This is a genomic window from Planctomycetota bacterium, from assembly GCA_035384565.1.
Lineage (GTDB): Bacteria > Planctomycetota > PUPC01 > DSUN01 > DSUN01 > DAOOIT01.
Genome location: DAOOIT010000004.1, coordinates 105,259 through 117,476, shown reverse-complemented (window position 1 = coordinate 117,476; position 12,218 = coordinate 105,259). Strand labels below are relative to the sequence as shown.

The 12,218-nt window shown below is 69.2% G+C and carries 11 protein-coding genes; 5 read left to right on the top strand and 6 right to left on the bottom strand.

From position 1 onward, the window contains the following. Positions 1-28: 28 nt before the first annotated feature. On the bottom strand, positions 29-988 hold the full coding sequence (locus PLE19_02855) for a sugar phosphate isomerase/epimerase family protein (protein HPD13857.1): 960 nt from the start codon (positions 986-988) through the stop codon (positions 29-31). A gap of 152 nt (positions 989-1,140) precedes the next feature. Between PLE19_02855 and PLE19_02850 the strand changes: the two genes are divergently transcribed. From PLE19_02850 to PLE19_02830, 5 genes are all read left to right on the top strand, one after another. Further along, complete coding sequence (locus PLE19_02850) at positions 1,141-3,210, top strand: PQQ-binding-like beta-propeller repeat protein (protein ID HPD13856.1); 2,070 nt, start codon at positions 1,141-1,143, stop codon at positions 3,208-3,210. 16 nt (positions 3,211-3,226) lie between these two features. Further along, complete coding sequence (locus PLE19_02845) at positions 3,227-4,219, top strand: SDR family oxidoreductase (GenBank protein ID HPD13855.1); 993 nt, start codon at positions 3,227-3,229, stop codon at positions 4,217-4,219. A 305-nt stretch (positions 4,220-4,524) separates the two neighbouring features. Further along, positions 4,525-5,919 carry a hypothetical protein gene (locus tag PLE19_02840; protein ID HPD13854.1) on the top strand — a complete coding sequence of 465 codons (1,395 nt, stop codon included), beginning with the start codon at positions 4,525-4,527 and terminating at the stop codon, positions 5,917-5,919. Positions 5,920-6,090: 171 nt separating this feature from the next. Then, positions 6,091-7,404, top strand: a complete 1,314-nt coding sequence (locus PLE19_02835) for a PEP-CTERM sorting domain-containing protein (protein ID HPD13853.1) — start codon at positions 6,091-6,093, stop codon at positions 7,402-7,404. A 166-nt stretch (positions 7,405-7,570) separates the two neighbouring features. Next, positions 7,571-8,449, top strand: a complete 879-nt coding sequence (locus tag PLE19_02830; protein ID HPD13852.1) for a sugar phosphate isomerase/epimerase family protein — start codon at positions 7,571-7,573, stop codon at positions 8,447-8,449. Between the two features lie 219 nt (positions 8,450-8,668). Here PLE19_02830 and PLE19_02825 read toward each other — a convergent pair whose 3' ends face one another. The 5 genes from PLE19_02825 to PLE19_02805 form a co-directional block, all read right to left on the bottom strand. Beyond that, positions 8,669-9,460 (bottom strand): DUF4058 family protein, encoded by a 792-nt coding sequence (locus PLE19_02825; GenBank protein HPD13851.1) that lies wholly within the window; start codon positions 9,458-9,460, stop codon positions 8,669-8,671. A 223-nt stretch (positions 9,461-9,683) separates the two neighbouring features. Beyond that, positions 9,684-10,769, bottom strand: a complete 1,086-nt coding sequence (locus PLE19_02820; GenBank protein ID HPD13850.1) for an aldose 1-epimerase family protein — start codon at positions 10,767-10,769, stop codon at positions 9,684-9,686. Positions 10,770-10,787: 18 nt separating this feature from the next. Continuing rightward, entirely contained in the window at positions 10,788-10,958 is a 171-nt protein-coding gene (locus tag PLE19_02815) for a hypothetical protein (protein HPD13849.1), read from the bottom strand. A gap of 79 nt (positions 10,959-11,037) precedes the next feature. Beyond that, positions 11,038-11,526 (bottom strand): hypothetical protein, encoded by a 489-nt coding sequence (locus PLE19_02810; GenBank protein HPD13848.1) that lies wholly within the window; start codon positions 11,524-11,526, stop codon positions 11,038-11,040. Between the two features lie 34 nt (positions 11,527-11,560). After that, positions 11,561-12,199, bottom strand: coding sequence for a cyclodeaminase/cyclohydrolase family protein (locus tag PLE19_02805; protein HPD13847.1), 639 nt, complete (start codon positions 12,197-12,199; stop codon positions 11,561-11,563). Between the last annotated feature and the right edge of the window lie 19 nt (positions 12,200-12,218).

Here is a 12,218-nt window from a genome sequence, read left to right as displayed (position 1 = left end):
AGGGCGTAAGGCCTTGCGGCATAGATGGTTATGGGCTGGTCCTCGGCGGCGCCACGGCACCCGTCCCACGCTCTCCGCCGCCAGCCACGTCGGGATCGCCGAACACTGATGAGCCGAAGTACTTGGCTCGCATACCCTTGAGGAAACGGATCGAGTTTCGCATGGACTCCATTGTGTCGCCGTTCTCCACTGTGATCCAGCCGCCGTAGCGGATTTCGCGCAGGATGGTGAAGATGGCGTGGTAGTCGTTGAGGCCCTTGCCGATTTCGCCGTGGCGCAGCTTGGGCGAGTAGCCCAGCGTGCCGTCGGCCTGGCGCAGGTCGTCGAGCGACGCGCCCGGCTCGAGGAACCGGTCGCTCGCGTGCATCGAGACCAGCCGGCCCTTCACCGCCTGGAGCAGCGCGATCGGGTCGTCGCCGGCCAGGATGGCGTTGGACGGGTCGAATTGCACGCCAAAGTGCGGCGAGTGAACCCGCTCGACGATGCGGAGAAACACCTCGGCCCTCTGGGCGAACTCGGGGTAGGCCCAGAACGCGTCCTTGTAGTGGTTCTCGATGACCAGTTTCACGCCGCACTCTTCGGCGACGGGCAGCGATTGCTCGATGCACTCGGCCACCCAGCCGACGGCCTGGTCCACGTCGAGCCCCTCGCGGCGCTGGCCGCTGAGGGTGCGGCACAGGCCGGCGCCCAGGCGCGCGGCGAGGCGGATGGCCGCCTGCTGCCCGCGCACCTCGGCCGCGCGGGCCGCGGGGTCGGGCTGCGTGAAGTCGGGCGCGTAGCACAGCGAGACGACGGGCGTGCCGAGCGACTCGGCGTGGCAGCGCGCCCGGTCCACGTAGCCGCCGCTCTTGCCCTGGAAGAAGGCGGCGTGCAGTTCGTGCCCCTCGGGCTCGAGGCAGGCCGCGTCGTCGAGCCAGGCGAAGAGGTCCATCCGTCCCGCCGCAATGTCGTTCAGATAGCAGCGTGGCATGAGGCCGATCTTGGGCATATCCGTTCCCCTCGGGTGGGTGGTGCGGGTTCGCGCGAGGCCGTAGTTCGCTGGAAGTCTTCGCCCACTTGTGGCATCATAGCGTGGGGTTCGGCTCGCCGCAAGCCCGTGAGCGGGTGCGGCCGTGCGAGATGGGAGGCCAGGAGCAGGTCGTGGCCAAGGCAGGATGGTCTTGTGTGGCGGTGTCGTTGTGCTTGGGATTGGCCTGTGCGGCTCGCGCGGCGACCGTGGGCTGGCGGGGCGACGGCACCGGCAAGTACCCCGACGCGACGCCGCCCGTTGCCTGGGGGCGCGTGAGCAAGGCCGTGAAGGGCCTGCGCTTCCAGGCCCAGCCGCCGAAGGAGGGCGACGCGGGCGCGCCCATGCCCGACGGCGTGGCCCGCGAATGGCTGGTGCTCGGCCCCGTGCCGCTCGCCGATGCGGCGGCCTTCGACAAGCCCACGCTGCCCGAGGAGGCGCAACTCGCGCCCCGCGAGGGCGACCGGGCACCCGGAGCCGGCGACGGGCCGGCCGGCCTCGCCTGGCGAAAGGTGACCCTCGACAACGCTCATCTCGACTTCGCCGCGCTCTTCGGCCTCCCGCCCGTGGCGGGACCCGATGGCGCCGAGGGCAAGGGCCCCCGGGAGAAGGCGGTCGCCTACGTCGCCACGAACGTCTACTCCGACACCGGCGGCGCCTTCCGCCTGAACCTCACGTGCGTGGGCAAGGTGCGGCTGTGGCTCAACGGCACGCCGAGCCAGGACTTCGCGGCCCGCCTGCGCCTGCGGCTGGCCAAGGGCTGGAACCGCCTCGTCATCAAGTCGGCCCCCGGCGAGCAGGACTGGTATCTCGTGCCCATCCTCCACGCCTGCCCGCCCGCCGAGTACGAGGAGACCGGCATCGCGTGGACGGCCCCGCTGCCGGGCACGCGCCTGGGCTTCTACGGCGGCGGCATGGGGGTCGGCTCGCCCGTCATCGTCGGCGACAGGCTCTACCTTCAGAGCGAGTCCTACGACCTCGCCTGCCTCGACAAGCGCACGGGCCGGCTGCTCTGGATGCGCACGAACAGCTTCTTCGACGCCCTGAGCGACGAGGAGAAGGCCGGCGCCTTCCAGGAGGTGCAGCCCCTGGCCGCGAAGCTCGACGGTCTGAACGCCGCCGTCGTCGCCGGCACGGCCACGCCGAAGCAGCTCGAGGAGAAGCTCGCCGTCGAGCTCGAGATTCACAAGGAGATGCGCCGCCTCGCCCCCGACCGCTACAAGCGCTATGACCCGCCCGACGTGGGCTTCTCGGGCTACACGCCCGCAACCGATGGCCGCTCCATCTACTGCTGGTTCGGCATGGGCGTGACCGCCAGCTACGACCTCGACGGCCGCCGCCGCTGGATCCGCGCCGACATCCTGCCCGCCGTCGAGCACGGCTTCTCCTCCTCGCCCATCCTCGCCGACGGCAAGCTGATCGTCTTCATGCGCGATCTGCTGGCCTTCGAGGCCGACACCGGCAAGCTCGCCTGGCGAACGCCCCTGATGCCGCACACGGGAGCGAACCCCCAGGGCTTCTTCCACGGCACCCCGTTCGCCACCCGCATCGGCGCCGAGAGCGTCATCGTCCTGGGCAACGGCGGCCTCGTGCGGACGAGCGACGGCAGGCTGGTCTATAAGAACGTCGAGGCGGGCAACCAGGGCATCGCCTCGCCCGTCGTCGAGGGCCGCGAGCTCTTCCTCACCACCGGCGGCAGCATGCAGCTCTTCATCCAGACGCTGCCCGACGCCCTGGCCGAGCCGCTGAAGCTCGCCACACGCTCGTTGAGCGTGCGCTCGCCCTTCCCCAAGTACTACATGCCCTGGCACCTCTCCTCGCCCGTCATCCACGAGGGCCTCGCCTATCTCGTCAACAACACCGGCGTGCTGACCGTGGTGGACGTGGCGCAGGGCGCGATCGTGTACCAGAAGCTGCTCGACCTCGACCCGTTCCAGTGGGTGAACGAGGGGGCGGCGCGCGGCGTGGGTGTGAGCCCTGCTCTGGCGGGCAAGCACCTCTACGTGTTCGGCAATGCCGGCGGCGCGCTCGTGCTCGAGCCGGGCCGGGTCTACAGGCAGATCGCCAAGAACAAGATCGAGAACGTCGTCGCCGTCGGCCACTGGGCCGAGCGGTCCGAGCGCTTCGTCGCCAACCCCGTCTTCGATGGCGACCGCCTGTACCTTCGCGGCGAGGGCAGCCTCTACGCCATCGGGCCGAGGTGACTTGAGAGGGAACGCAATGCGCGTGCTCTATATCGGCGGCACAGGCGAGATCTCCACGGCCTGCGTCTGGCGCAGCGTCGAGGCCGGCCACAAGGTGGCCGTGTTCAACCGCGGCCGGACCGAGGAGCCCCTGCCGCCCGGCGTGCGCCACATCCCGGGCGACCTGAAGGACCCAGCGGCCTACGAGGCCCTCGGCACCGAGCGGTTCGACGCCGTCTGCCAGTTCCTCGCCTACGACCTCGCCACCGCGCGGCGCGACGCCGAGGTGTTCGCCGGCCGCTGCGGGCAATACGTCTTCATCTCCACCGCCTCCGCCTACCAGAAGCCGCCCACCCGCGTGGTCATCACCGAGGATGTGCCTCTGGCGAACCCCTTCTGGCCCTACAGCCAGACCAAGGCCGACATGGAAGCGTTCCTGCTGCGCCAGCACGCCGACGGCCGGCTGCCCGTGACGATCGTGCGCCCGAGCCACACCCTGCGCACCCGCTTCCCGGGCGGCATCGGGCGCGGCGACGACTGGGCCTGGCGCATCCTCCACGGCAGGCCCCTCCTCGTCCACGGCGACGGCACGGCCCTCTGGACCCTCACCCATTCGGAAGACTTCGCCGTGCCCTTCGTCGGCCTGCTCGGCAACCCCAAGGCGCTCGGCGAGGCGTTCCACATCACACGCCACATGAAATCGTACCCGTGGGATGCCATCTTCCAGGCCATGGGCCGCGCGCTGGGGGCCGAGCCGCGCCTCGTTCACGTGCCCACCGACACGCTGGTGCGCTACAACCCCGAATGGGCCGGGCCGCTCCTGGGCGACAAGACCTGGTCGGTGCTCTTCGACAACTCGAAGGTCATGGGCGTGGTCGGGCGGTTCGAGTGCCGCGTGAGCCTCGACGAGGCGATGCGCCGCTCGGCCGAGTGCTATCGCCGCCGCGCCGCCGTCTACCAGCCCGACGAGAGGCTCCACACCCTCTTCGACCGCATTGCATCGAACCAGGAGGGCCTCGGCCTCCCATAGGCGTCAGGCCGGCGGACCCCAGGGGCAGGGTAATGGCCGGCGCGTTGCGCCTGCGCCACGCCATGTTGCCAAGAAGCAGCACACGTAAGTAATGCCAGAGTCATAACTTATATGGCAGTGGCCAAACTTCCGTTGCGAGTTGGCAACATGTTCCAAATCCCAATCCCCACTAAGTCACTCGGAAAACTCCATAACACCATCCGCATCACACACTTCAAAACACACCCCTCTCCCGCCCGTCGCCCGGCACGCCGGTTGCTCCCGCCAGGACCAAGGTGACGGGCAACGGCTGAAGGAGACGGGGGATGGACCACAACCGATGCCGGGCGCTGCTCCTCAGCGCAGCCCTCGTGGGCCTCTTCGCCGGAGCGCCCTGCGCGCAGGCCGACATCATTCTGCCCGAGGTTGACGACGAGGTGCTGTTGGCCAATGCGCCGGGAGCCGGCTGGGGCACACCGCTCGGCACGCAGTTCATCATTAACGGCTTGCCGCCGGGCTCGACCTTCCAGGGCACGTTGCGTCTCTACAATCCATCCGGCTTCGTCTCGGTGCCCGGCGGCACCCTCGGCGGCGTGGCCGACACGTTCCAGTACATGGCCACCCTCGACCTCACGGGCACTGGGGCCTACGCGGGCATCCACCGTTCCCTCAGTTTGCCCGCGGTCCAGACCCAGGTGCACGTCGGGCCGCGCAACCCCACCGTTCCCGTGCAATCGTTCCCGACCGACCTGTTCGTCCTTCAGGGCCAACTGCCGCCGGGCGACCCGGACTTCGACCTGCTGCGCATCACGGCTGGCACGGGCTTTGGCATGCCCAGCCCCGGCCACACCACGCTCCGCCAACTGTCGGGCGGCAACTGGGCGGTGGACAGCTTCTTCGACATCACGTACCGCATTGACTTCGTGGGTGCGCCGGGCGGGGTCCTGGACGGCCACTCGGGCACCACGGTCTCCACGGCCCGCCTGAGCCCGGGCCAGGTCGTCACAGCGGGCAACGACCACCTCAGCACGGTGCGGGCCGAGCTGCGCTTTGGCCAGGAGAACCCGATCCCCGCCGGCTTCTTCGACCCCGGCTCCGAGCCGTTCACGGGCAGTATCCTGCTGATCGGCTACCCACCGAATCCCGTGGGCCCCCTGGGCAACACCGACACGATCGTTCGGCGCCTCGCCGACGGCAACCTGCCCTTCGCCGGCAGCACCGACCCCGTGCCCATCGAACTCGTCCAATTGAGCCTGGTGTCCCTCAACCCCATCACGGTCACCACGGGCGGCGTGGACTCCTTCTTCGATGTGTTCGTGGAACTGGACCCGCTGAGGGTATCGAACGGCACCATGACCCTGACTCGGACGAACTCGGGCCATTTCGCCTCCTTCTTCGACATCTGGACCGAGCTCACGTTCCGCGAGGTCGGCAACCCGGGCAACTCGTTCGTGCTGAACTGGGGCGACGTGTTCGGCGACGCAATCGCGCTGACGCAGGACGGCCTGGCGCCGTGGGACCACTTTCCGCCCTTCGGCGCCCTGGTGCCGGAGGCGGCCCGCGACAACTACTTCTTCCCGCAAACCGATGTGTCGTACAGCAGCCCCGAGTTCGACATTGAGTTCCGGCTCGCCACGGCGGCGATCCCCGAGCCCGGAGCGCTCTCGCTCGTGGCCCTTGGCCTGCTGGCCCTCGCGCGGCGCCGGGGGCGCAGAACGTGAACCCTGAGAGGAGAACCCGGCCCCTCCTCCCAGGGGGTGCAGGGGGCACGGCGGCTTCCCGCCGCCGTGCCCCGCTGCGCATCCGCCAGCGGGCCGCGCGGCACAGCGCTCCGCTGCGGCGGTGGAACCGCGGGCATCGAACAGGGGACGCGCTCTGAAAGGACCGTTGACATGAAGAACTGGTCCGCTCGCCTGGCTCTTGCGGTCGCCCTGTTGGCTGCCTGCGGCGCGCCGGCGCCCGCACTGCCGTTCAACCCGCAGGAAATCGGCATGGTGGTCGAGAACTTCGTCATAGACACCGATGCCACCATGATCGGCCTGCTCAACTATGCGGGGGGCAACAACCACCCCGATGCCACGTTCACCTATCGCTCGGTCTGGATCGGCCCGCCTGATTCCGCGCTGCCCGGCGTGCCGCTGGCCTCGCGCACCGAATGGCAGGCCTGGCGCGGCAAGGCCTACGCCTCGCTGGGCGGCGACGACTACATCATCAACTACAGCGGCTACATGAAGGATACGCGGGCCAGCGCCCTCGACGACCCCACCTACACCATCCGCTGGGAAAGCACCTGGTACAAGAACGACCCGAGCGAGACCACTTCCTACGCCACCGGCTCGGGCGGCTTCCTCTTCGAGGACCCCGACTTCAACTTCACCATCGAGGTGGACCCCAGCAACCCCAGCAACGTGACGATCGGCGGCAGCGGCGGGGCCACGCTGTGGGGCGTGGTGAACGTGAGCATCTCGGGCAACAAGAACCTCGGCACCGGCGTGATGACCGCCTCCGCAGGCGTGTCGGTGGACATTCCGCTCGTCAGCGACCTCTTCGGCTCCCTCGCCTCCGCCTCGTTCGAACTCACCTACAACCAGAGGACCGGCCGCTACGAGTCCAAGATCAAGGCTCAGGCCTTCTTCGGCTGGTGGGCCGAGGAGAAGACCGTCAACAAGGGCCGCATCGTCGCCCCCGCCAAGAAGGTCAAGCCGCCCGACCCCGAGCCGCCGCGGAGCCGGCCCGTGGAGACCGGCCGCCGCAACACCGTCGAGAGCTCGGGCGGCCTCGGCAGCACGCCCACGCCGCCCAGCTACCGCGTGCCGCCATGGGCAGGCCCGCCGGTAACCACCCCCAACCCCTACGACCCCTACGGCCAGCTCGCCCAGACCATGATGACCAGCGACCCCAACCTCTTCAACTTCAACACCGTGCCCATCACCCAGCACAGCGACCAGTACGAGTACCTCTACCCGCACCCCGGCTTCTTCGACCCCGTGACATTCCCCGAGGACGACCCGTCGCTGATCCCCGGCGAGGGCCTCGGCTTCAGCTTCATGGACCCGACCGACCCCTTCGGCGGCGGGCCAGGCCCCCCGCCAGGCATCACGATCGGCCCGGTGAACGTGGTGCCCGAGCCGGGCACCGCCGTGCTCGTCGGGCTGGCCCTTCTAGCGCTCAGGCGGCGCCGACGCGCGAGTCGTGAATCCCTGTGAGGAGAACCCGGCCCCTCCTCCCGGGGAACACCAGCGGGGCACGGCAACCAGCTTGCCGTGCCCCGCTTCGTTCGCCGGCCACGCAGCGTGTCGTCCGGCAGTTGACTTCCCGCCGCAATTCCATTTCAATGAAGAGCCAGTGGGGGGAGCCAACAAGGAGACCAGGATGGACCGGCGAGAGTTCTTGAGGCGTTCGGCGGGCACGGCCGCCCTCGCGACCGCTGCGGGGCAGGTGCTGGCCGCCGAGGAGGCGAAGAAGGAGACAGCCGTGCTCAAGCTCGGCAGCCAGGCGGGCCGAATCCCCGGCAAGACCCTGCGCGACAAGGTGCTCCAGCTTCAGGACTGGGGCGGCGTGGGCCTCGAGCTGGGCGGCGGCGGCAACGTCAAGGAAATCCAGGAGGCCATCAAGGGCACCACCGTCAAGGTGAGCGCCTGCTGCTGGGGCTCGGCCGGCGGCGCCCTCGTGTCGCCCGACAAAGAGAAGCGCGACAAGGGCATCGAGCAGATCAAGGCCGCCCTCAAGTTCGGCGGCGAGGTCGAGTCCACCGGCGTCATCTTCGTGCCCTGCTTCAACGGGCAGAGCACGCTGAAGCCCGAGGAACTCGACAAGGTGCTCGCCGACATCCTGCCCGCCATCGGCGACTACGCGGTCGAGCAGAAGTGCCGCGTGCTGCTCGAGCCCCTGAACGTCGGCGAGACCTTCTACCTGCGGCGCCTCGAGCAGGCGGCGGCCATTTGCAGCAAGCTCAATCACCCCGGCATCTGCATGATGGGCGACTTCTACCACATGTGCAAGGAAGAGAAGGACGACGAGGCCGCCTTCGTGACCGCCGGCAAGTGGCTGCACCACGTGCACCTGGCCAGCCGCGCACGCAACCTGCCGGGGCAGGACGACCGGAGCTTCGTGGCCGGCTTCCGCGGCCTCAAGAAGATCGGCTACCAGGACTACTGCTCGCTCGAGTGCGGCGTCAAGGGCAAGCCCGAAGAGGAAATCCCCAAGAGCTTCCGCTTCCTCGAACAGCAGTGGAAGGAAGCCACCGTCTGACCCGCACTCGCCAGGACGCTATCGCGAACGGGCATCCGCTGATCAGCGGGTGCCCGTTTCCATTGGAGCTTGGCCAAGGGGGTCACGCGTCCCTGCGCTCCGCGCGGGGACACGCCGGCCGCCGCTCCCCGGAGTCGAATGGACGCGGGAGGGTTCGCTATTCCGCCCTCATGCGGAGCGTAGGAACGGCAGAGGGTCCTGGCGGAGCCATGGCGGCAATCACCGCGCCTTCTCGGCCACCAGGCGCGCATCCAGCCACGCGGCATCTGCGTCCGACAGCGGCGGCGGGGGCGGCGGCTGGCGATAGTCAATCAGCCGGGCATATGCGCCGCGCTCGTACACCGCCGCCACTACCCTGCCGAGGTCCAGCGGAGCGTCGGGGTCCGGGTAGAGAAGCGGCACGGGAATCACGGGCAGCTTGTCGCGGAGCTGAATGGGCCACACCTCCACGCGGGGGCGCCGGTTCGAGCGGCTCAGTGTCACATAGTACGGCGCCGGCGGCACCGGGCGGTCGAGCGGCGGGCGCTGGCCTTCTCGCAGAAGGTCAATCTCGATCAGATGGGCTTCGGAGCGAAGCAGGCTGCGCCGCTTGCGCAGGTATTCCTCGCACGCGTCGTGGCCGGGCTGCTTGTTGGCGGGGGAGAGAATCCCAATCGCTGTCACCAGCCGCAGCGTGCCGACCTCGCGCACTTCGACGGTGAACAGGCGCAGGGGCAGTTCCATCGTGATCAGGCTCTCGGCCGGCGCGGCCGAGATCACCGCCACACCTCCGCCGCCCGACTGCTCCGGCTCCGGATGCGCCTGCCACACGCTAACGTCGGGGCGGATGCCGCGGGTTTCCTCGATCTCCACGATCTCGTAAGTCACACGGGGCACCAGCCGCGCGACGTACCGGGGCTGAATGCCTTCATTGAGCACCGCCCGGATCTCGGCGGCCAGATCCCCGTGGAAATCGCTCCACACCTCCGGGTGCTCGATGTACGGGTCCATCCCTGGCAGCGGCGAAGGCATCTCCGCGTCCTCTTTTCGCGTATTCTAGCCGAACAGCCGGCCAGAGTCCACACCGCGGTCGCAGTCGCACATCCACCAATCCCCGTGCGCAGGACAGATGGGTGTTCTTCTCGTCCCTACGCTCCGCGAGTGGGCGCGTCAGCCGCCACTCCACGGCGTCGAATGGGCGCGGAGCATAGGGACGAGAGAGTGTGTCGGCTCTCATTGGCGACGGGCCAGAAGGTCATGCCTTGGTGAGCGCGCGGCAGCGGCGGCGGAGGGCGCGGAGGGCAGCGGGGCCGGCGACGACGCCAAGCTCGAGCTGGATCAGCCGCTCCTCGCCCGGCTGGATGAAGGGGAGCTTGCCCTTCTTGCGCAGCTCGGACCGTGGATACAAGGGCATGACGCACGGCTCGGTGCCGACGACGTACATGCCCTCGCCCATCATCTTCCACTCGGTGAAGTGCGGGAGCTGCTTGCGGTTGAACTGCACGTAGTAGCCGAAGCCGCCGTCGAGCGTGGGGTTGACGAGGGCGACGAAGGTGGTGCCGTCGCGCTCGGCGGCGAGGCGGTGGCGGTAGCAGGCCTCGGGCACGCCGGGCGTGGGGGCGTCGAAGCTCGCCCAGCGGGCACCAATCTTCGCGGCGTAGTCGGTGGCGGGCGCGGCCGCGCGGCTGGGGGCGATCAGCTCGGCGCCCTTGTCTACCACGGGGAAACCGCCGTTGATGTGGTAGAGGACCATGAGGGGCTGGGGCTCAAAGCCTTCGTTGACGATGCGGTCTTCAAGGAAGAGGCGGCTCTCGCCGAGGCGGGCGCGCACGGTGCGGGTGAGGACGAGGTTGGGGCCGAAGACGCGGGTCTCGCGCACCGAGCCCTTCACCCAGAAGTCGTACTCGTCGCCGTCCCAGGCCGCGTCGAGGCACACGTGGCGGGCGGGCACGTGGGAGATGCGGCCGTGGAGGCCGAGGGGTTCGCCCTCGTCGGTGCAGGGGGCGCCGGCGTAGGTGAGGCCGCAGGTGCACAGGAGGCCGCCCTCGAAGGTCCGCAGGAAGCCGAGGCCCTCGGGCTCGTGGAAGGCGGGGTGCACGGCGCCGGGCGTGGCGTGCCAGGCGAGCGAGCGGCCGCAGTGGGCGGCGTTGTAGATGTCCATCCCGCGGTCGAGGAGCACGGTGAAGGCGAAGCCGGTGCCGGTCGCGAAGTCCACGGCGCGCACGCCGCGCTGATTGCCGTCGAGCAGCTCGACGAGGCGCGTGCCGCCGAGCTGCGAGACGTCGCCCACGCGGCGAAGGAGCTGGTCGCGGGTGTAGGAGCGGCCGAAGAGCTTGGCCATGGCGCGGCTCCCGCGGCGTCAGTCGGCCGGGGGTGCGGGCGGGGCGTCCTTGAGGTACTGGTTGAGGTTCTTGCGGATGGTGTTCTGGATGTCCTTCTTGTGGTCCTCGGCGATGCGGTAGTGGTACTTCTTCTCGAGGAGGGTGAGGGCTTCGCCGGCGACGCGGTGGGCAAGGTCTTCGATCTTCATTGGGGGCCTCCAGAGTGTTGGACCGCGAATCGCGCGAATCTGCGCGATGGAAGAGCCAATGGGCACCAGGGTAGCGGGGTCAGACCTGAAAGTCAAGGATTTCGGAGAGCTGGCCTTTGAGGGCCTCGATTTGTTCTTCGGTGAGCCTGGGATTGGGCACGCGCACGACGCGGTCCTCGCGCGCGTAGCGGAGGAGGAGGAACTCCTGGCCGTCGGCGCGCTCGAGGTCGTCGAACTTGAGGAGCTTCTTGCGCATGAGGATCAGGCCGAGCAGGTAGAAGAACTGGCGCTTCTGCTCCTCCTGGGCGTGCTCGAGGCGGAAGAAGAAGTCGAGCAGCACCTCGTCGTCGGCGAAAAGGCGCCGCTTCTGCTCCTTGACGGGCACGGTGGTCTTCCAGAAGGAGAAGATGCCACCCTCGGCCTGGGCCTTCTCCCAGCAGGGCAGGCAGTAGTCCTTGCGCACGAAGTCGTCGCCCTGCTCGTAGAGGGCGGCGTAGTAGGTTTCGTTCTCGGCCAGCTCGCGGCCGCAGGGGCACACGCGCTGGGGCTTGGCGACGTTCCATTCCACGGTCGTGCGGTTCCCTTCTGCTCCGCGGGCGCGGTCAGGCCGGCGGCCAGCCCATTTTCTGGTAGACGCGCTGGAGCACGCTGGCGGCGGCGCTCGCGGCCTCGGCGGCGCCCTGGTCAATCTCCTGCCGGGTCTGGGCCACGAGGCCCTGGTCCTTGAGCGCGGCGAGGTTGATCTCGACGTTGATCTTGGCGCCGCGCAGGGCGGCCTCGAGGAGGATGGCGGCCACGCCCACGTCGCTGATGAGGTTCGGGTTGGCCGTCTCGACGAGGCGGTCGAGCAGGCGGAGGAGGTCGCGGCACTGGCGGAAGGTGGCGAGCGGCTCGGCCATGGCCACCTGGAGGGCGTTCTGGATGGCGGCGGTGCGCGCGGCCTTCTGCTCGTCGGTGTCGCGGGGCAGGCCGTAGGCGGCGCTCACGGTGCCGTAGGCCTCCACGTCGCGGTCCATCAGCTCGACGAGGCGGCGGCATCCGGCCTCGCATTGCTGGAGGATGGGCCGGACCTCGGGCTCGACGGCGGCGAACTTCTTCCTGCCGACGGTGAAGTGGGCGGCCATGGCGGCCATGGCGGCGCCGAGGGCGCCGGCCAGGGCGCTCACGCTGCCGCCGCCGGGGGCGGGGAGGCCGGCCGCGGCGTCGGCCACGTACTTCTCAAGCGGCCCGGTGCGGTACACGATGCGCTCTCCTCAACGG